Here is a 17,985-nt window from a genome sequence, read left to right on the forward strand (position 1 = left end):
CCCGCCTACGGCGGTGTCTCCCGCAGTACGTATCCGACGCCGCGCACGGTGTGGATCAGACGTGGTTCACCATCGGCCTCGGTCTTGCGCCGCAGGTAGCCGATGTAGACCTCGAGGGCGTTGCCCGAGGTGGGGAAGTCGTAACCCCACACCTCCTCCAGAATCCGGCCGCGGGTCAGCACCCGGCGCGGATTGGCCATCAACATTTCCAGCAGGGAGAACTCGGTGCGGGTCAGGCTGATCGATCGCGACCCACGCAGCACCTCGCGGGTCACCGGATCGAGCGACAGATCGGCGAAGCGCATCGTTTCCGATGCCTCACCCGGATCGCTGGTGCGACGGCGCAACAGTGCGCGCAGCCGCGCGAGCAATTCCTCGAGTGCGAAAGGCTTCGGCAAATAGTCGTCGGCGCCCGCGTCCAGACCCGCTACTCGTTCGGAAACCGAATCCCGCGCGGTCAAAACCAGAATCGGCAGATCGTCACCGGTGCTGCGCAACCGGCGGCACACTTCCAGCCCGTCCAGGCGCGGCATCATCACATCGAGCACGAGCGCGTCCGGGCGCTGCGCGGTCACTTTGTCCAGTGCGTCGACACCATCGACCGCGAGGTCCACGGTGTAGCCGTTGAAGGTCAGCGACCGTCGCAGCGATTCCCGGACGGCGCGATCGTCGTCGACCACCAGAATGCGCATGTTCCCAGTTTGACCGCATCGACTGAGAGCCGACTGAGAGGGCTCCCGTGACACGCCGCACGAGGTGGGAGCCGCGGGCCGATTCGTTTGCCGGGCACCGGATAAATGATCTTGACCTGCATATTTGATGGATTGCCGGACAAACGGACCGGTGTGCAATGATTCATACGCGAAACTTGTTCTCCACGGCCATATTCGAGGTTTAACGCAGGGAACGTCCAGATTGCCGATGCTCTCTCTGCGGGGTATGTTTCCTGCGGTAAAAAGAAGACCTCAGGTTGGTTCTGGCGCGGTTCGAATCGAATCCAGAACTCCCCACGCGCGGCCGGGGTCACTCGTGATGCGGAGGCGACACAAGCGGATGGAAGCTGCACCGCGACCCTGGCAATTCAGCCTGCCCAACTGGTCGGTTACCCGCAAGGTCGGCATCGTGCTCGTGCTGCCGGTGGTGCTGGCCACCGTGTTCGCCGTACTGCGGATCAACAACGAACTCCAGACCATGGATCAGTTGGACGCCGCCACCGAACAGGCCATCATCATCCGGCCCATCGTCAGGTTCGGTACCGCCACCGAACATCTGGCCGTGACCGCCACCTCGAGCTGGGGTAATCCGGCCGACCCCGGCACCGACGCCGCGCTGACCCGCTTCGATCAGGCGCTGGCGGATATGGAGACCGCGCTCCAGGACACCGGGGTCAGCAGCAAGGTGACCGCCGAATTGTCCTCGGCCGTCGCCATCGGCACCACCATGCGTAACAGCCTGCGCAGCGGATCACCGGCCATGGTCGGCGATCAGGCCGATGAGATCGGTATGCGCATCGGTAACGCGCTCGCGCTCTCACCCTCGGTGGAAGACCTCGTCATCCAGCGATACTTTCTCCAGCTGACCACGATTCAGACCGCGCGCCGCGTGCTCACCGAGCAGCGCATGCTGATCAGCTCACCCGACGCCGCGCGCAACCCGAGCATGCGGGCCAGGGTGCTGACCTCGGCGGGCGCCGAGCTGACCATGATCTACCAGTACGGGCAGATCCTGCCGGAACTCGCGGGCAATATGCGCCCGCTGCTGGACGCGGTGCAGACCAGGCTGGCGACCTTCAGCCAGAACACCGCCGACCCGGCGAGCAATCCGGCGGTGCTCGACTCGTTGCGGCTCAGTGCCGACACCTACGACGCGACCACCGCCCAGCTGACCGACATCATCGATGCCGCGCTGCTCGATCGCACCACCACCGCGCAGAACAGCGCGCTGCGTGAGACCACCATCGTGATGGCGGTGCTGCTCGCCGGTCTGGCGCTGGCGCTCGCGGTCGCACGCACCCTGGTCGTCCCGGTGCGTAGGCTGCGCCGCGACGCGCTCGAGGTCGCCCACGTCAAGCTGCCCGACGAGCTGTCGGTGGTGCGTGCCGGTGGCACCACCCCGAAGATCACCCCGGTGGCGGTGCACACCACCGACGAGATCGGCCAGCTGGCCCGAGCCGTCGACGAAATGCACGAACAGGCGCTGAATCTCGCCGCCGAGCAGGCCCGTCTGCGGGTGCAGATCGGCAATATGTTCGAGACGCTGTCGCGGCGCAGCCAATCGCTGGTGGAGCAGCAGCTGGCGCTGATCGAAGATCTCGAACACGACGAGGACGACAGCGAACGACTCCAGAGCCTGTTCCGCCTGGACCATCTCGCCACCCGCATGCGCCGTAACGGCGACAACCTGCTGGTGCTCGCCGGTACGGCACTGCGCCGCGGCCAGCTCCAGCCGGTGCCGCTGTCGGACATGCTGTGGAGCGCGGTCTCCCAGGTCGAGGACTATCAGCGGGTCGAGATCGGCACGGTGCCCGATGGTGTCGTCGCCGGTGAGCCCGCGGTCGATATCGAGCATCTGCTGGCCGAACTCATCGACAACGCGCTGCGCTACTCCCCGCCGACCACGCCGGTCGCGGTCACCGTCTCGCGCGCGGTCGACGGCGGATATCTGATCGAGATCACCGATCGCGGCCTCGGCATGTCGGCCGACGACCTCCAGGCCACCAACGAGCGCCTCGCCTCCGGTGGTGAGGTCACCATCGAAACCGCGCGCCGGATGGGTCTGTTCGTGGTCGGTCGGTTGGCCAAACGCCACACCATCACCGTCAGCCTGCGTCGCACCTCGACGATGGCGCAGCAGCCCGGTATCACCGCGAGCGTGCATCTGCCGGGTGCGCTCGTCGCTCCGGCGATGGACGACGACGCCGACGGGCTGCCCGGCGGTAAACCACCGACCGATCCGTTCGCCGCTCTGCCGCCGGGTGCGCCGCCGCAGCGCACGCTGGTGTCGGTACCGAATCTGCCGGAAACGCCGTCACAGGCGCCGTCGGACGCCGAGACCGCGCCACCGATCTCGACCTGGGGCACGACCAGTTCCGGCCTGCCGCAGCGTCGCCCGTCCATGCGGGTCGCCGAACCGTCGGGGCAGCCGTCGATCTCGGTGCCCGCGAACACTCGCGATAGCGAGGAAACTTCCGACGCCACGCCGTTCGGCCCGCCGACCCCCGAACCCCATCCCGGCGACGCCGAGACCGGACCGAACCGGATCGTCAGTGCCGAATCCGACGAGGAACCGACCGGGTTGTGGGCGGAGACCTCCGAGCATCCGATCGTCACCCCGCAGACCGAACCGGCGCGACCCGAACCGGAGCCACGCGCCACGACCGCCGGTTCCGGTCTGCCGATCCGTCGCCCCGCCACCGTCCGGGAGGAGCCGCAGGTTCCCTCCGCACCCCAGCAGTCCGCTCCCGCACCGCAGCCTGCTCCCGCACCGCAGCCCGTTCCGGCGCCGCAGGCACCCGAGACCGTCACCGTCACTGCCGAATCCGCGGCCGCGACCTCGACATCGACTCGGCTGCAACCCGTCGGCGGTGATTCGCCGACCCCGATCTATCAGCGCATGGTGTCGGAGTGGCTGGTGGAGCCCGCGACCACCCAGCCGTCGAACAGCACCTGGTCCTCCCCCGCGGACGCGGGCTGGATGGCGGCCGAGGACGCCAGTAAGCCGACCACCAGCGCCCGGACGGTCGGCGGGCTGCCGATCCGCAGGCCGGGCGCGCAATTGGTGCCGGGCGGCCTGGCCCCGGCCGAAGAAGCGGGCGCTCGCGACCCGGAGGAGATCCGGAACAACCTGACCAGGCATCTCAGTGGAGTCCGCAGCGGGCGGGCCGACGCGCAGCACAACGACGGAGGGCTTGCATGACCAACCCGAACCCGAACAGCACCACAGACGAGAACCTGAACTGGCTGGTTGCCCGGTTCACCCGCGACGTTCCCGGTGTCTCGCACGCGGTCCTGGTGTCGGCGGACGGCCTGTTGCAGGCCACCAGCCCCGCCCTCCCCGCCGACCGGGCCGAACAGCTGGCCGCGGTGACGGCCGGTCTGGCCAGCCTGTCCACCGGCGCCGCACAGCTTTTCGACGGCGGCAAGGTGATGCAGTCGATCGTGGAGATGCAGCGCGGCTATCTGCTGGTGATGAGCGTCGGCAACGGCTCGCACCTAGCGGTGTTGGCGAACAAGTCGCACGATATCGGCCGCATCGGATACGAGATGGCGTTGCTCGTCGATCGAGTGGGCTCGGTGGTTTCGGCCACCGCCCGCACTGCCGTCTGAGTGTTCGATGTCCACATTCGGCTCCGGGCCGTACCACCGGCCAACCACTCGCGTCAGACCGTATGCGTTGACGTCGGGCCGCACCGAGCCCGCGGTCGACCTGCCGCTGGAAGCGGTCATCGAGACGATCTCGTATACCCCGCGCGGTGATTGGCCGTCCGGTGATATCCGCATCGAGATCCTGCGACTCGGTGCGCACCTGCTCTCAGTTGCCGAAATCGCCGCACACCTGGACCGTCCGCTGGGTATGGTCCGGGTCGTTATCGGCGATCTCGTCGTGGACGGGAACCTGCGAGTGCATTCGACTCTGACCGAACAGGCGAGCTATGACGAACGCCGTTCCCTGATGGAGAGGACATTGCGTGGACTCCGTGCCCTATAGGAGACCGGATCGGGGCTCCGCGCCCGAGGACACCGACAACCGGACGGCGTCGACCAAGATCGTCGTCGCCGGTGGTTTCGGTGCGGGCAAGACCACTTTCGTCGGCGCGGTATCGGAGATCGTTCCGTTGCGCACCGAGGCGATGGTGACCCGATTCTCCGACGGTATCGATGATCTCGCCGATACCCCGGAGAAGGAGACGACCACCGTCGCCATGGATTTCGGCCGGATCATCCTGCCGGGCAACCTGGTGCTCTATCTGTTCGGCACACCGGGCCAGCGACGTTTCTGGTTCATGTGGGACGACTTGATCCGCGGCGCCATCGGCGCGGTGGTGCTCATCGATACCCGCAGGCTGGAGGACAGTTTCGCGGCGGTCGACTTCTTCGAGGCGCGCAATCTGCCGTTCCTCATCGCGGTCAACCGGTTCCCCGACGCACCGCGTTTCCCGATCGCGGAGTTGCGTGAGGCACTGTCGGTGCGTCCGGGTGTGCCGATCGTGGATATCGACGCGCGCAATGCCGTCGAGGTGCGGCAGGCGCTGGCGGCCGTCACCGAGTACGCGATCTCCGAGCTTCAGGCCATGGAATTGGAAGGGGCCGCCCGGCATGGCTGACACGCTGGCTTCGGCGACAGGGCTGTTCGCGGCCGATGCGACCGCCGAAGTGGATCGGTTCGCGATGGGCTTTTGGCTCATCGGGCTCTCGCTCGGGGTTTCGGCGCTCGGCGCGCTGGTCGGCCTCGCGTGTGTGGTGCACGGTCGGCGTTCGGCTCGGTTCCGTCCGGTGTGGCTGGCCGCGGCCGCGGTGTCGATCGGCGGTGTCGGTATCTGGCTGGCGACGGCGGTGCTGCTGCTCGGGGTGGCGGTGCCGGGCACCGTACTGCGCTATGACGCGGCCACGCTGGGTGTTTCGGTCGCGGTTGCCGTTATCGCGGTGTTCGCCGGGCTGGTGATCGCCGGGCGTGAGCTGCGGCTGCCGCGGCTGCTGACCGGTGGTCTGGTGATGGGCCTTGGCGCCGGGTTGATGCTGTACCTGGAGTTGGCCGCGGCGGATGTGCAGGGCTCGGTCGAGCTGACCATCTGGCTGCTGGCGGTGGCCGCGGTGATTGCGGTGGTCGTCGCGGGCGCGTGTCTGTGGTTGTTCCAGTCGAGGCAGGTCCTGGCGGCGCGGGTGGGCACGATCGTACTGTTCGCGCTGGGTGTGGCCGGTATGTACCACACCGGTGTCGCCGCGCTGCGTTTCAGTGTCGATGATGCCGCCGAGGCGCCCGGCGGGATGCAGTTGTTCGATTTCGTGTTCCCGATGTTCGTGCTCGGTTCGCTGGCGCTCGCGCTGCCGATCACCGCTGTGCTGGTTGCGCCGGATCGGCGTGAGTTGGCGGCGGTGGATCCGGCGCCGCGTCCGGTGCTCGAGCCTGCGCGCTGATCCGGGCGGGGGGATTCGATGACGGCCGAGCAGGAAGCGCTGTTGCGTGAGTTGCGCGCGCAGATCGGGGAATTGCGCACGGAGGTCAGCGACTTGGAGGCCACAGTCGCCGATCTGGTGGTGCGGGTGGAGCAGTTGGCCGGTCCGTCGCTGTCGTGGTTGGTGTCGTTGCCTGTCGCATTGCTCGGTGAGGTGCTGAGCAGGGTGGTGGCGGCGCTTTCGGCGCTGCCTGGTGTGGCTGGTTGCGCGGGACCGGATTCGGGTGTGACGGCGGGCGGGGGCAAGCGCCCGGTGGAGGCCGAGGGCGACGGATGAGCCCGCCCGGTTGCTTTCGGGTCCGATAGGCCGGACCGTCATGGCCATGCGGGGGCGGTACGAGAGCGCCCCGGCATCATCGTCGAGTGGCCTGAACACACACGGGGCGAGGCGCTGAGATGCGCTGCGAATGAGTTTCTTTCGGCGAAGGCCGGAGATTCTTGGCGATGAGCGGGTTCTCCCTGAACCGGGAGAACCCGCCCTCCCGATCGAGGGTACCGACGGGTTATCGCGAAATCATCAGTGCGGCGGGACTTTTAATCAGGCCAAAAACCAACTCTCAGTACGAATTTCGAGAGTTGGCAATTCGCTCGCAATCAGTACTTCGAGAGTATCGCCAAGTCGACTCGACAGCAAGGGTAACCACCCGATTGCCACAGCGCACGTTCGGCCGACAGTGCACATCGGGTGAATCCCACGGAAACGGGCCCGCGCCGATGGCCGACATCCTCCGATGTTCAGCCCCCGTGACGCTATCGGCCGCGCTATCGTCGGCATCGCACATGCAGGTTCGTTCGAAGGAGATTCGTATGGCCGTCAACGTTGTGCTCGACAAGGTGCTCGACAAGGAGTACGAGAACAAATCCCTCGCCGAGATCCTCGCCGCTCCCCCCTCGGCGCTCGCGGGTCTCACCGACACCCACGACAAACAGCTGCTCGACGCTCTGAAGATCAAGTCCATCGCCGATCTCGGCAACAACAAGTACTTCCAGCTCGCCGCCACTCTCGTCCGGCTGGCCGAGCAGCAGGGCTGAGCCCCGGCACGCACGTCACTCCGCTGCCGGGTCACCGCATGCGACCCGGCAGCGGATTCGTACGCCGCCCATACGCCCGGCTTCAGCCATCCCGGTGGCGAGTCGCCCGCCCCCGTCCTCCGCGGCGCGTCAGAGGCGATCGAGATCGATCAATCCGCGACGCACCGCTTGCACGAGGCGACGCGGAACCTTGTGCACCACGCCACCGACACTGACCGGCACCAGGTCCGGCGGTGTCGCCTTCCAGTTCGCGCGTCGGCTGCGGGTGTTGGAGCGTGACATCCTCCGCTTCGGGACCGCCATCTCAGCTCTCCTTCTGTTCCGGTCGGCCCTGCGTGCCGCGCGCCCGCTTACCGTATTTGCGTTCGAATTTCTCCACCCGACCCTGGGTGTCGAGCAGCCGGTTGGCGCCGGTCCAGAACGGATGCGAATCCGAGGTGACATCGACCACCAGCAGCGGGTAGGTCTGTCCGTCGGACCATTCGACGGTCCGCTCGCCGGTCGCGGTCGACTTGGTCAGAAACCGCTTCCCGGTGCTCGAATCCTCGAACACCACCGGGTGGTAGTCCGGGTGAATTCCTGCTTTCATCGGTTGTCCTTTCCTCGATTCATTCGCCCGAGCGGTGTTCGCCCGCGATCGGCAGTCCGGTCGAGTCGGTGGATTCGCACGGGTCGGCATGCCATTCGCCGAAGGGGTCCTCCCAGTGCGCGACGCGCTCCGGCGCACGCTCGACCAGCCGCAGTTCGTCGTCGTCGACCAGCGCCCAGTGCAGGGCTCGGCGGATATCGTCGGGATCGGCGTCGTGCACCAGGATCACCAGCGAGATATCGCGATCGCCGAAGGTGTCATCCCAGCGCAGCGCGGCCATCGCCCGGCGCACCGGATCGGCCTGTTCGAGTTCGGTCGGCGTCATCGCGGCGAGCCAGCGCCCCGCGCCGCCCACCCGCAGTCCGCCGCCCGCCGATTCCAGCCACACCACATCGTCGGGCTGGGTGGCCAGCCACATCCGGCCGCGCGCGGTGACCACGCCCTCGAAGAGCACATCGAGGGCCTCGTGCAGGCGGGCGGGATGGAAGGGACGACTCGCGGCGAACTCTACCAGCGTCACGCCCTGATCGGTACCGAGCGGCGGCTGCCCGCGCAGCAGCGGTGCGTGCGCGTCGAACACTCGTCCGCGACGGGAGTCGCCCGAGATCCGCGCGAGGAGGGCTTCGATCTCGGCACCGGCGATCGGTTCGGCGTCGGTGCCCCACCACACCGGCGCCGCGGGCACCAGGCGGGTCAGGACGGCGCCGAGACGTTCTCGATCGAGGGCGTCGATCCGATCGGTGGCGGTCACGATCAGCGCATCGGCGAAATCGACCTGGCCGACCGCGACCTGCGCGACGGTGCGATCGTCGTCGGCGGTGGCGAGCCCGCATTCGGCCAGGGTGTCGTCACCGGTGGCATCCCCCAACCAGTGGCGAGCGTCCACGCAGGTCAGCACGGCCTCGATACGGACGTCTCGGCCGGCGGGGCCGTCGACCCGCCCGACCACACCGGCGACCACGACGCCCTCGACGGCCTGACAGACCGCCTCCGCCTCGAAGGCGGGATCCAGCGCGAGCACGATCCGGCCGACCGAATCGCGGGCGGCGAGGGTGCACAGCAGCGGAAGCAGATCGGCACGCAGCGTGCAGGACACGCACCCGTGCGCGAGTTCCAGCACCGAGGTGGTCTCCCGCGCGCCGTCGCGCACCGTCCGGCGGACGATGCCCTCGCGCAGTTCGGCGAGATCGTGGCGGACGACAACGGTGCCGGCGGCGGTGCCGAGAGCGCGCGCCACCTGGTCGACCCCGTCGGTGGCGCGTCCCGAGGACCCGGCCACCACCACGACCGGTGTTCTGCGATCGGGAGCCACAGCAACCCCTTTCGGTAACGGTTTTCATTAACAGCTGGCCACACGGTACAGTGCCGAACAGCCGTTGTCGAAAATGATTGTCATCACCTATTGGAGGGAGCCCGCCATGTCGGCCCATTGCCAGGTCACCGGCCGCCGGCCCGGTTTCGGCAAATCCGTCTCGCATTCGCATAAGCGGACCAACCGGCGCTGGAACCCGAACATCCAGCGCAAGACCTACTACCTGCCCAGTGAAGACCGCCGCATCACGCTCACCGTGTCGACCAAGGGCATCAAGACCATCGACCGCGACGGGATCGAGGCCGTGGTGGCCCGGATCCGCGCCCGCGGCGACAAGATCTGAGCGGAGCATCACGATGGCATCGAAATCGACCGATATCCGGCCGGTGATCAAGCTGAAGTCCACCGCGGGCACCGGCTATACCTACGTCACCCGCAAGAACCGGCGCAATGACCCCGACCGCATGGTGCTGCGCAAATACGATCCCGTCGTGCGCAGGCACGTGGACTTCCGAGAGGAACGCTGATGGCAAAGAAGTCCAAGATCGCGCGCAACGAACAGCGCAAGGTGATCGTCGACCGCTACGCCGAGCGCCGTGCCGAGCTCAAGGAGCTGATCCGCAAGCCGACCACGCCCGAGGCCGACCGGGTCGCGGCACAGTCGGCGCTACAGCGCCTGCCCCGCGACGCCAGTCCGGTACGATTGCGCAATCGGGACGCCGCAGACGGACGACCGCGCGGCCATCTCCGGAAGTTCGGGCTCTCTCGGGTACGCGTACGCGAGCTGGCCCATCGGGGAGAGTTGCCCGGTGTGCACAAATCGAGCTGGTAGAACCACTCATCGCGTGAGTTAGGAACCCGACACATGGCAGTCAAGCGAGCACCGTCGAAGAAGGCCCGCGCCGAGCAGGCCCGCAAACCCAAGAAGAACCCGCTGATCGCCGCCGGTATCGAAACCGTCGACTACAAGGACGTCAACCTGCTGCGGACGTTCATCTCCGATCGCGGCAAGATCCGCAGCCGCCGCGTCACCGGCCTCACCCCGCAGCAGCAGCGTCAGGTGGCGGTGGCGGTCAAGAACGCCAGGGAGATGGCACTGCTCCCGTTCACCAGCCGCTGATCCGCGCCGCCGCGTCCACCAGCTCGCGGCACCGCGACACCACCGGCACCGACGCTCCGCAACGACCAAGGCCCCCGATACGCATCGGGGGCCTTGTCATATCTCGGGCGAACGCCGTGCTCGATCTACGGGATGGTGAGCACCTGGCCGACGCCGATCGCGTCCGGGTTGTCGATACCGCTGGCGGCGGCGATCTCATGGAAACGGTTGCCGTCACCGTAGAAGCGCTCGGCCACGGCCCACAGGGTGTCACCGGGCTCGACGGTGTGGGTACGCGGCGCCGGAGGCGGCGGCACCTCCTCGGCGGCGGGCGCGGCCGCCGCTTCCTCGACGACGATCGGAGTATCGGTATTGGTGCGGGTCGACCACAGGCCGACACCATCGGTGCCGTAGACCACGAAATTGCGGTCGGCCTGCAAGGTCACCCGGTCGACCGACTTGCCGTGCGTCTTGGTGGACCACACGCCCGTATCGCCCTTGTACAGTACGAAGTTGCCGTCCTCCTGCAAGACGGCGCGATCGACGCCCTGGCCGTGAGTGCCACTGGACCACACCACATTTCCCGGCTCGGACAGCACGAGATTGCCGTCTTCCTGGAGGGTGAGGGAATACGCACCGTTCTCCAGCGCCTGGCCGAGATCGAGTCCTTCGCCAACGCGCAACGTGTCGCCCACGATTTTCCTTTCGAGATCAACTGGCAGAGCATCCGACAACGCCCGAGCCGGTGCGCACCGAAAGCGGCGACGCGGCGTCACCACAGCGGCGCCCGGCTCGGGCAGATCCAACGACGATGCGGCCGAAAACCCATGGCGCGCATCGCAGCAGAATCTACCGCCGGGCGGCCGATCCCGGAGAGGTTTACGCGCCGGGTTCGCGGAAAGTTCACTGTGGGGTTTCCCTCGGCATCGAATCGGCGGCTGACCGGCGCGTCGTTTTGGCGTGTCATGGTTGCGGCGACTATCACGCACGCGCACGCGTAGACCGTTCCGGTGGCGCGGCGAACTGGGTTAAGGTGTGCCCATGTCCCTGCGCCGTGGCTGTGCCACTCTGCTCGCCCTGATCGTCACCGGGCTCTCGATCGTGGCCTGCGGCGGCTCCGATGACGATGCCGCGCAAGACGTTACGAGTACGGTGAGCGACACCGCACCGAGCACACCGGCCGAGAACCCGGCCGCCGCCACCGGCGAGCCGTTCACCGCCGACCCCACCATCGTCGGCGCCCACCCGATACCGTTCAGCTCGTGGACCGCCCTGCCCGACAATCGGATCGCGGTGAGCTTCGAAACCGGTTCGCCGGAATGTTACGGAGTGGATGCCACGGTCACCGAGACCGATTCGGCCATCACCATCGAATTGCGTTCGGGCACACGGGCGGACTCGGTGGGCAAGATGTGCATCATGATCGCGGTCTTCGGCACGGTGGAACTGCCATTGGAGGCCCCGGTCGGCGAGCGAGAAGTGCGTAGCGCGGCATAGGGATCGAACTACGCAGCGCCACATAGGGATACGGGTGCGCGTTCAGGTACGGCCATCCGCCCGGCGCATCAGGGGCGTCCATCCGATATCGCGGCAGTCGTTCAACTCCCGAAAGCGACGTTTACTCTGGCGGTGCCGCACCGGACCGGTGCGCAACACTTGTGGAAAGGCGAGAACGGAAGCGTTCCGCCCCAGAAGAGACCGACGCCGCGCCGGGCAGCTGCCCGGCGCGGCGTGCGTGAGTCGATCCGCCGACGCTCAGTGTGCGAAGTGCCGCGAACCCGTCAGGTAGACGGTGACCCCCGCCGAGCGAGCGACATCGATGGTTTCCTGGTCGCGGACCGATCCCCCCGGGTGGACGATCGCCCGAACACCTGCCTGGATGAGCGCCTCCGGGCCGTCCGGGAACGGGAAGAAGGCATCCGAGGCGGCGACCGAACCCTTGGCACGGTCCCCAGCGCGCTGCACCGCGAGCGCGACCGCGTCGACCCGGTTGACCTGCCCCATGCCGACGCCGACCGATGCACCGTCGTGCGCGAGCAGGATGGCGTTCGACTTCACCGCACGGCACGCGCGCCACGCGAAGGCGAGATCGGCCAGAGTCTGCGCATCCGCCGGGTCACCGGCGGCCAAGGTCCAATTGGCCGGATCATCGCCGTCGGCGTCGAGGATGTCGCGCTGCTGCAACAGCGCTCCACCGCTGATCGGACGCAGCTCGACACCGGCCCGACGCGGCTCCTCGGCAACCAGGATGCGCACATTCTTCTTGCGCTGCAACACCTCTACCGCACCGTCGGCATACGCCGGTGCGACGATCACCTCGGTGAAGATCTCCGCGACCTGCTGGGCCATCTCCACGGTGACCTCACGGTTGGCCGCGATCACGCCGCCATAGGCGCTCACCGGATCGCACGCATGCGCCTTGCGATGCGCCTCGGCGATATCGGCGCCGAGCGCGATGCCGCACGGGTTGGCGTGCTTGATGATCGCCACCGCGGGCTCGGTATGGTCGTAAGCCGCCCGCCACGCGGCATCGGCGTCGACGTAGTTGTTGTACGACATCTCCTTGCCGTGCAACTGCCGCGCCTGCGCCAGACCCGGAGCGCCGGCGTTGGCGGTGTAGAGCGCGGCCTCCTGATGCGGGTTCTCCCCGTAACGCAGTACCGCCGCACGCTCCCAGCTGCCGCCGACCCAGGACGGGAACCGGTCGGCGTCGGGTGCCAGCACACTGCTCATCCAGCTCGCCACCGCAACGTCATAGTTCGCGGTGTGCTGGAAGGCCTTCGCCGCCAGCGCGGTCCGCTCCGCGAGAGTGAAGCCACCGGCTCGCACCGCGGTCAGGACCTGCTCGTAATCGCCGCTGTCGACTACCACACCGACCGACGGATGGTTCTTGGCCGCGGCGCGCACCATGGACGGTCCGCCGATATCGATCTGCTCGACACATTCGTCGGGTGCCGCGCCACTGGCCACGGTCTCGGTGAACGGGTACAGGTTCACCACCACCAGCTGGAAGGCCTCGACACCGAGTTCGACCAGCTGATCGACGTGCTCGCTCTTGCGGGTGTCGGCGAGGATGCCCGCGTGCACCCGCGGATGCAGGGTCTTGACCCGGCCGTCCAACGTCTCCGGGAAGCCGGTCAGATCCTCGACCTTGGTCACCGGAACACCGGCATCAGCGATGCGGGCCGCGGTCGACCCGGTCGACACCAGCTCGACTCCGGCCTCGTGCAGGCCGGTCGCGAGCTCGATGAGCCCGGTCTTGTCGTAGACGCTCACCAGCGCCCGGCTGATCGGCTTGCGGTCGCTGGATTCACTCACCGGGAAACTCGCTCATCTGGAATTACTGCCTTTCGTCCGTCGGAGACAATGCCTCGGGTGGCGACGGCGGCGACAACCTCCGCCAGCAACCGTCGCTCGACAACCTTGATGCGCTCGTGCAGGGTGGCCTCGTCGTCATCGGGCAGCACCTGCACCGCTTCCTGCGCGAGAATCGGGCCGGTATCAATGCCCTCGTCCACCAGATGCACCGTGGACCCGGTGACTCGCACGCCATAGGCGAGCGCATCGCGGACACCGTGCGCGCCGGGGAATGCGGGCAGCAGCGCGGGATGGGTATTGATGATGCGGCCGCCGAAGCGTTTCAGGAACTGCGGGCCGAGCAGCTTCATGAAACCCGCCGAAACCACCAGATCGGGTTCGTACGCCGCGACCGCGTCGGTGAGCGCGGTATCCCAGGCGGCGCGATCGGGATGGTCGGCGAGCGCGATCCGGAAGTGCGGAATACCCGCGGCGGCGGCGTGGTCGGTGGCGGCGCACGTCCGGTCGACGCCGACGGCGCGGATCCGCGCCGGATAGCCGGGAGCCTCGGTGGCCTCGATGAGCGCGCGCAACAGCGATCCGGTGCCCGAGGCGAGCACGACGACAGTGGCCGGGGCCGTTTCGGATGGGGCCGGGGAGGTCAGCGCTCTACTCCTGGAAGTCGGGTCGGACGGTGGCCGGATCGTTGCCACCCGCCGTAGAGCCTAACGATCGTCGGTTCGGTGACTTTCCGGCAGGTCCGCCTCGACCACCTCGGCATCGACGATCTCCTCGGGTGGATCGGTCCGCCGCTCGCTGCGGCTGTCGAGGGCGGGTTGCTCCTCGATGACTTCGGCATCCACCGCCACGGTCAGTTCCGGGCCGTCGTCATAGTCGCCGAACTCGTAGTCGTCGTCATCGTCGTCGTAGCAGTCGTCGCGGTATTCGTCATCGGCGTAGTCGTCGTATTCGTCGTAGTTCTCGTGGTGGTCGTGCTCGCCGTCGTGGCCGAATCCGGGGATGGGGCTGCCGAACGGCGTGATGAACAGACGCGCGAACACCAGACCCACATATCCCGCGATCGCCAGCCAACCGAAGGTGATGGCGGCGAAGATCAGCAGATCCGGGCCGATACGTCCGAAGGTGCCGAGTACGCCGCTGGAAACCACGCCGAGCAGCACCAGCACCACGGTCGCCAGCGCCGCACCCGCGAGCGTCGACCACGGGGCGAGGATGCGGTCGTCGGAGGTGCGCGCGGTATCGAGCCCACCGATCACGCCGATGACCGCGGGGATCAACAGCAGTACCGGCCACCAGGCAGCGGCGGGGCCGGTCGGCAACGCGGCCAGCACCGGCACCGCGGGCACCGGGCCGCCGACCACGGAGAACACACCGACCGAGGCGTCACCGAATTCGACACCGGCACCGACCAGCACAGCGACCGCGCCGATCACCACATTCGGCAGGTACAGCAGCGACAGCACGGTCAGGCCGATGACGCCGCCGATATCGCCCGCGCCGGAGTAGGTGTCACCGATCCGGGACCAGTGCACGAGGAAGGAGATCACCGTGACCACGGCCGCGCAGCCGAGCAGCCGCAGCACGGTATGCGCGGCGGCGTACCCGGCGGCGATCACCCAGTACGGCAGCCGGTCGGCGGCCGGGGCGGGCCAGAGCCCGACGGCGATACCGCAGCCCGCCGCCACCAGATGGAGTCCGCCCACCCAGGCGAAGGCGGTCAGCGGATTCGGCGGTTGCAGGGCGAGCACACCGGAGGCGTCCTCGGCGACCGCCGAGCAGACGGCGGTGACGATCAGCGGTCCGCCCACGGCGGCGGCCACGATCCAGGCCAGATCGGCCCGGGAGGGATCGGGATCGACGGCGTGCGCGCATTCGCGCCCGGATGCCCACATCATCAGCAGGCTCGGCAGCAGTGGCAGCACACCGAGTGTGGTGGCGCCGATGACGAGCGGGACCTGGTGCACAGCGAGCCAGCCGCCCGCGATGGCGCCGGAGATACCGGACAGACCGCTACTGGAGGCCAGCAGCATGGCGATGACGATCGCCGCGAGACCGAAGGCGGCGGGCCGGGCGGCGACGAGCAGCAGCACCCTGGCGCGTTCGGGAGTGAGCGAGAGAAACCCCGGCTCGTCGGCCGGTGGTTCCGGCTCGGAGCGGACCGGTGCGGTCCGTCTGACAAGCGAATTGCGGGGGGAGCTCATGAAGATTCAGGTTGGCAGCTCTCCCGGCGCGAGCGGGTCAGGCGCGCCGGGCGCCGGGAGAGCACCGATGACAACCGTATGGTCGCCGGATTACTTGTTGTCGTCCGAGGGACGGAACGCCCGAGTCGGGTCGGCGGCCGGATCGGCGTTCTGCTCACCGCCGAAGGGCTGGTTCTGCTGCCCCGGCTGCTGGCCCTGGCCGTAGGGCTGCTGGCCGTAGGGCTGCTGACCGCCGAACTGCTGGGTGGCACCCTCGGCAGGCGACTGCTGCTGGCCACCGGCGTACGGCGACTGCTGCTGGCCCGCACCGTAACCGGGCTGCTGACCGTAGGACTGCTGCTGGCCGTACTGCTGCTGACCCGCCTGGCCCTGGCCGTAGGACTGCTGCTGGCCCGGCTGGCTGTAGGACGGCTGCGACGGGTACTGGCCGCCGCCGAAACCACCCTGGCCCGGCTGCTGCTGACCGAACTGCTGCTGGCCGTAGCCGCCCTGCTGCTGACCGTAACCGGCCTGCTGCTGGCCATAACCCGCCTGCTGCTGACCGTAACCGGCCTGCGGGGCCGCCGGACGCGGCTCGGGAAGCTTGATGATGCCCGCCTCGAACAGCACCACCGCGACAGCGATGGCCGCCTGGACGAACACGAAGAACAGCAGGACCCAGACACCGAACTCGGCCTTGGTCATCTCGGGGAAGCTGAACGACTGGAACAGCACACCGATGAACGCGGTAACCGACACCGCGGCGGCCGCTCCGGTCCAATTCTGCTTGGGCAGCAGCGACAGACCGGCGAGCACACCGCCGAGCAGCGCCAGCGCGAGCAGACCGGTCACACCGGAGACGAAGGCGTTCTGCGATTCGGCATCACTGCCGAGACCTTCGATATCCGGGCCCATGAAGGGCAGGAAGCCGAGCAGGAAGCTGATCACACCCAGCGCAGCCACGCCGATCGTCAGAAAGAACGGCAGCCCCTTGGCGTCGGCACCGGATTCGGTGCCTGCGCCGACCGGCGACTGGCCGGGGTTGGCGGATGCGGAGGGCGTCGGCGCGGGTGCGTTGTACCCGGAGCCCCCGGTCGGGTATGACATGTCGTCGTCTCCTAGGTCGAGTCATACATGTGTGTTCACGACTGATTCCCTCCTGACGCTACTGCACTCGGGCGCGGAGGTCATCACCGAGCGAGTCACCTGTGGAGAGAAGCGGTACCTGTGGATTACGACGAAGGCCGCTCCCGGTGAATTCACCGGGAGCGGCCTTCACGATATTTCCGAATCGATCCGAAATGCATTCGCTCGATTCGAGGGCTTGCACAGGGGTGCGTCGCTACCGCCTGTAGCCCTTGACCGAATCAGGCGGTGACGCTTGCCTTCTCCAGGATTTCACGCGCCAGCGCCGCGGTCTCGGACGGCGTCTTGCCGACCTTCACACCGGCGGCCTCCAGCGCGTCCTTCTTCGCCTGGGCGGTACCGGCCGAACCGGAGACGATCGCGCCCGCGTGGCCCATGGTCTTGCCCTCGGGGGCGGTGAAGCCCGCGACGTAACCGACCACCGGCTTGGTGACATTGGCCTTGATGTAGGCCGCGGCCCGCTCCTCGGCGTCGCCGCCGATTTCGCCGATCATGACGATGAGCTTGGTCTCCGGGTCCTTCTCGAACGCCTCGATGGCGTCGATGTGGGTGGTGCCGATGACCGGGTCGCCGCCGATGCCGATGGCGGTCGAGAAGCCGAAATCGCGCAGCTCGTACATCATCTGGTAGGTCAGCGTGCCGGACTTGGAGACCAGGCCGACTGGGCCCTTGCCGGTGATGTTGGCCGGGGTGATGCCGACCAGCGACTCACCGGGGGTGATGATGCCGGGGCAGTTCGGGCCGATGATGCGGGTCTTGTTGCCCTTGTCCACGTTGTAGGCCCACGCGTAAGCGGTGTCCTGCACCGGGATGCCCTCGGTGATGACCACGAGCAGCGGGATCTCCGCGTCGATGGCCTCGATGATGGCGTCCTTGGAGAACTTCGGCGGGACGAACGCGATGGAGACGTCCGCGCCGGTCTCCTTCATGGCCTCGGCGACGGTGCCGAACACCGGCAGCTCGACCGCGTTGCCGTCCTTATCGGTGTGCGAGACGGTGGTGCCCGCCTTACGCGCGTTCACACCGCCGACGACCTGGGTGCCCGCCTTGAGCATCAGCGCGGTGTGCTTGGTGCCCTCGCCGCCGGTGATGCCCTGGACGATGACCTTCGAGTCCTTGTTCAGGAAGATAGACATT

The 17,985-nt window shown here is 67.6% G+C and carries 22 protein-coding genes; 12 read left to right on the forward strand and 10 right to left on the reverse strand.

Annotation, left to right across the window (positions count from 1 at the left end):
- Positions 1–5 precede the first annotated feature (5 nt).
- Positions 6–692: a response regulator transcription factor gene (locus QH168_RS06105; RefSeq protein ID WP_280233478.1), complete on the reverse strand. Its 687-nt coding sequence runs from the start codon at positions 690–692 to the stop codon at positions 6–8.
- A 361-nt stretch (positions 693–1,053) separates the two neighbouring features.
- Between QH168_RS06105 and QH168_RS06110 the strand changes: the two genes are divergently transcribed.
- The 7 genes from QH168_RS06110 to QH168_RS06140 all read left to right on the forward strand — a co-directional run bounded on the left by QH168_RS06110 (position 1,054) and on the right by QH168_RS06140 (position 7,204).
- Entirely contained in the window at positions 1,054–3,915 is a 2,862-nt protein-coding gene (locus QH168_RS06110) for a sensor histidine kinase (RefSeq protein ID WP_280233480.1), read from the forward strand.
- Positions 3,912–4,325, forward strand: coding sequence for a roadblock/LC7 domain-containing protein (locus QH168_RS06115; protein WP_280233481.1), 414 nt, complete (start codon positions 3,912–3,914; stop codon positions 4,323–4,325). Before QH168_RS06110 ends, QH168_RS06115 begins: the two co-directional genes overlap by 4 nt.
- Before the next feature lie 7 nt (positions 4,326–4,332).
- Positions 4,333–4,707, forward strand: coding sequence for a DUF742 domain-containing protein (locus tag QH168_RS06120; protein ID WP_280233482.1), 375 nt, complete (start codon positions 4,333–4,335; stop codon positions 4,705–4,707).
- Positions 4,697–5,323, forward strand: coding sequence for a GTP-binding protein (locus QH168_RS06125; protein WP_163826386.1), 627 nt, complete (start codon positions 4,697–4,699; stop codon positions 5,321–5,323). Before QH168_RS06120 ends, QH168_RS06125 begins: the two co-directional genes overlap by 11 nt.
- On the forward strand, positions 5,316–6,134 hold the full coding sequence (locus tag QH168_RS06130; RefSeq protein WP_280233483.1) for an MHYT domain-containing protein: 819 nt from the start codon (positions 5,316–5,318) through the stop codon (positions 6,132–6,134). Before QH168_RS06125 ends, QH168_RS06130 begins: the two co-directional genes overlap by 8 nt.
- A gap of 18 nt (positions 6,135–6,152) precedes the next feature.
- Positions 6,153–6,449 carry a hypothetical protein gene (locus QH168_RS06135; protein WP_280233484.1) on the forward strand — a complete coding sequence of 99 codons (297 nt, stop codon included), beginning with the start codon at positions 6,153–6,155 and terminating at the stop codon, positions 6,447–6,449.
- Between the two features lie 530 nt (positions 6,450–6,979).
- On the forward strand, positions 6,980–7,204 hold the full coding sequence (locus tag QH168_RS06140; RefSeq protein ID WP_280233485.1) for a hypothetical protein: 225 nt from the start codon (positions 6,980–6,982) through the stop codon (positions 7,202–7,204).
- 129 nt (positions 7,205–7,333) lie between these two features.
- On the opposite strand, the gene rpmF is transcribed toward QH168_RS06140, so the two are convergent.
- From rpmF to mrf, 3 genes are read right to left on the reverse strand one after another with little or no spacing between them, the layout of a single operon-like run.
- Positions 7,334–7,507 (reverse strand): 50S ribosomal protein L32, encoded by a 174-nt coding sequence (rpmF, locus tag QH168_RS06145; RefSeq protein WP_280233486.1) that lies wholly within the window; start codon positions 7,505–7,507, stop codon positions 7,334–7,336.
- Position 7,508: 1 nt separating this feature from the next.
- Entirely contained in the window at positions 7,509–7,793 is a 285-nt protein-coding gene (locus QH168_RS06150) for a type B 50S ribosomal protein L31 (protein ID WP_280233487.1), read from the reverse strand.
- A gap of 19 nt (positions 7,794–7,812) precedes the next feature.
- Complete coding sequence (gene mrf / locus QH168_RS06155; protein ID WP_280233488.1) at positions 7,813–9,105, reverse strand: ribosome hibernation factor-recruiting GTPase MRF; 1,293 nt, start codon at positions 9,103–9,105, stop codon at positions 7,813–7,815.
- 106 nt (positions 9,106–9,211) lie between these two features.
- Here mrf and rpmB point away from each other — a divergent pair, with 106 nt between their 5' ends.
- The 4 genes from rpmB to rpsR are packed head-to-tail and all read left to right on the forward strand — an operon-like array spanning position 9,212 to position 10,225.
- Positions 9,212–9,448 (forward strand): 50S ribosomal protein L28, encoded by a 237-nt coding sequence (gene rpmB, locus QH168_RS06160; RefSeq protein ID WP_163826358.1) that lies wholly within the window; start codon positions 9,212–9,214, stop codon positions 9,446–9,448.
- Between the two features lie 13 nt (positions 9,449–9,461).
- Positions 9,462–9,632 (forward strand): 50S ribosomal protein L33, encoded by a 171-nt coding sequence (gene rpmG, locus QH168_RS06165; protein WP_048833653.1) that lies wholly within the window; start codon positions 9,462–9,464, stop codon positions 9,630–9,632.
- Positions 9,632–9,937, forward strand: coding sequence for a 30S ribosomal protein S14 (gene rpsN, locus QH168_RS06170; RefSeq protein WP_280233489.1), 306 nt, complete (start codon positions 9,632–9,634; stop codon positions 9,935–9,937). Before rpmG ends, rpsN begins: the two co-directional genes overlap by 1 nt.
- Before the next feature lie 33 nt (positions 9,938–9,970).
- A complete protein-coding gene (gene rpsR / locus QH168_RS06175) occupies positions 9,971–10,225 on the forward strand; it encodes a 30S ribosomal protein S18 (protein WP_280233490.1) in 255 nt (84 codons plus the stop codon).
- A 125-nt stretch (positions 10,226–10,350) separates the two neighbouring features.
- Here rpsR and QH168_RS06180 read toward each other — a convergent pair whose 3' ends face one another.
- The gene (locus tag QH168_RS06180; protein WP_280233491.1) at positions 10,351–10,899 is read right to left on the reverse strand and encodes a LysM peptidoglycan-binding domain-containing protein; all 549 of its coding nucleotides are present in this window, start codon (positions 10,897–10,899) and stop codon (positions 10,351–10,353) included.
- A 346-nt stretch (positions 10,900–11,245) separates the two neighbouring features.
- Here QH168_RS06180 and QH168_RS06185 point away from each other — a divergent pair, with 346 nt between their 5' ends.
- Positions 11,246–11,701, forward strand: coding sequence for a hypothetical protein (locus tag QH168_RS06185; RefSeq protein ID WP_280233492.1), 456 nt, complete (start codon positions 11,246–11,248; stop codon positions 11,699–11,701).
- A gap of 258 nt (positions 11,702–11,959) precedes the next feature.
- Here QH168_RS06185 and purH read toward each other — a convergent pair whose 3' ends face one another.
- The 5 genes from purH to sucD form a co-directional block, all read right to left on the reverse strand.
- Positions 11,960–13,522 carry a bifunctional phosphoribosylaminoimidazolecarboxamide formyltransferase/IMP cyclohydrolase gene (gene purH, locus QH168_RS06190; protein WP_280233493.1) on the reverse strand — a complete coding sequence of 521 codons (1,563 nt, stop codon included), beginning with the start codon at positions 13,520–13,522 and terminating at the stop codon, positions 11,960–11,962.
- A complete protein-coding gene (gene purN, locus QH168_RS06195) occupies positions 13,519–14,166 on the reverse strand; it encodes a phosphoribosylglycinamide formyltransferase (RefSeq protein WP_280233545.1) in 648 nt (215 codons plus the stop codon). Before purN ends, purH begins: the two co-directional genes overlap by 4 nt.
- A gap of 60 nt (positions 14,167–14,226) precedes the next feature.
- Complete coding sequence (locus QH168_RS06200; RefSeq protein WP_280233494.1) at positions 14,227–15,723, reverse strand: cell division protein PerM; 1,497 nt, start codon at positions 15,721–15,723, stop codon at positions 14,227–14,229.
- 90 nt (positions 15,724–15,813) lie between these two features.
- Entirely contained in the window at positions 15,814–16,809 is a 996-nt protein-coding gene (locus QH168_RS06205) for a DUF5336 domain-containing protein (protein ID WP_280233495.1), read from the reverse strand.
- A 260-nt stretch (positions 16,810–17,069) separates the two neighbouring features.
- Positions 17,070–17,984 (reverse strand): succinate--CoA ligase subunit alpha, encoded by a 915-nt coding sequence (sucD, locus tag QH168_RS06210; protein ID WP_280233496.1) that lies wholly within the window; start codon positions 17,982–17,984, stop codon positions 17,070–17,072.
- Between the last annotated feature and the right edge of the window lies 1 nt (position 17,985).

The sequence above is a fragment of the Nocardia cyriacigeorgica genome (genome assembly GCF_029868385.1).
In the GTDB taxonomy this organism is placed as follows: Bacteria; Actinomycetota; Actinomycetes; order Mycobacteriales; family Mycobacteriaceae; genus Nocardia; species Nocardia cyriacigeorgica_F.

What these genes read in the sequence shown, in the direction of transcription:
- QH168_RS06105 (WP_280233478.1), bottom strand. Translation starts at nt 692, where the DNA reads ATGCGCATTCTGGTGGTCGACGACGATCGCGCCGTCCGGGAATCGCTG.
- QH168_RS06110 (WP_280233480.1), top strand. Translation starts at nt 1,054, where the DNA reads ATGGAAGCTGCACCGCGACCCTGGCAATTCAGCCTGCCCAACTGGTCG.
- QH168_RS06115 (WP_280233481.1), top strand. Translation starts at nt 3,912, where the DNA reads ATGACCAACCCGAACCCGAACAGCACCACAGACGAGAACCTGAACTGG.
- QH168_RS06120 (WP_280233482.1), top strand. Translation starts at nt 4,333, where the DNA reads ATGTCCACATTCGGCTCCGGGCCGTACCACCGGCCAACCACTCGCGTC.
- QH168_RS06130 (WP_280233483.1), top strand. Translation starts at nt 5,316, where the DNA reads ATGGCTGACACGCTGGCTTCGGCGACAGGGCTGTTCGCGGCCGATGCG.
- QH168_RS06135 (WP_280233484.1), top strand. Translation starts at nt 6,153, where the DNA reads ATGACGGCCGAGCAGGAAGCGCTGTTGCGTGAGTTGCGCGCGCAGATC.
- QH168_RS06140 (WP_280233485.1), top strand. Translation starts at nt 6,980, where the DNA reads ATGGCCGTCAACGTTGTGCTCGACAAGGTGCTCGACAAGGAGTACGAG.
- rpmF (WP_280233486.1), bottom strand. Translation starts at nt 7,507, where the DNA reads ATGGCGGTCCCGAAGCGGAGGATGTCACGCTCCAACACCCGCAGCCGA.
- QH168_RS06150 (WP_280233487.1), bottom strand. Translation starts at nt 7,793, where the DNA reads ATGAAAGCAGGAATTCACCCGGACTACCACCCGGTGGTGTTCGAGGAT.
- rpmB (WP_163826358.1), top strand. Translation starts at nt 9,212, where the DNA reads ATGTCGGCCCATTGCCAGGTCACCGGCCGCCGGCCCGGTTTCGGCAAA.
- rpmG (WP_048833653.1), top strand. Translation starts at nt 9,462, where the DNA reads ATGGCATCGAAATCGACCGATATCCGGCCGGTGATCAAGCTGAAGTCC.
- rpsN (WP_280233489.1), top strand. Translation starts at nt 9,632, where the DNA reads ATGGCAAAGAAGTCCAAGATCGCGCGCAACGAACAGCGCAAGGTGATC.
- rpsR (WP_280233490.1), top strand. Translation starts at nt 9,971, where the DNA reads ATGGCAGTCAAGCGAGCACCGTCGAAGAAGGCCCGCGCCGAGCAGGCC.
- QH168_RS06185 (WP_280233492.1), top strand. Translation starts at nt 11,246, where the DNA reads ATGTCCCTGCGCCGTGGCTGTGCCACTCTGCTCGCCCTGATCGTCACC.
- QH168_RS06200 (WP_280233494.1), bottom strand. Translation starts at nt 15,723, where the DNA reads ATGAGCTCCCCCCGCAATTCGCTTGTCAGACGGACCGCACCGGTCCGC.
- QH168_RS06205 (WP_280233495.1), bottom strand. Translation starts at nt 16,809, where the DNA reads ATGTCATACCCGACCGGGGGCTCCGGGTACAACGCACCCGCGCCGACG.
- sucD (WP_280233496.1), bottom strand. Translation starts at nt 17,984, where the DNA reads ATGTCTATCTTCCTGAACAAGGACTCGAAGGTCATCGTCCAGGGCATC.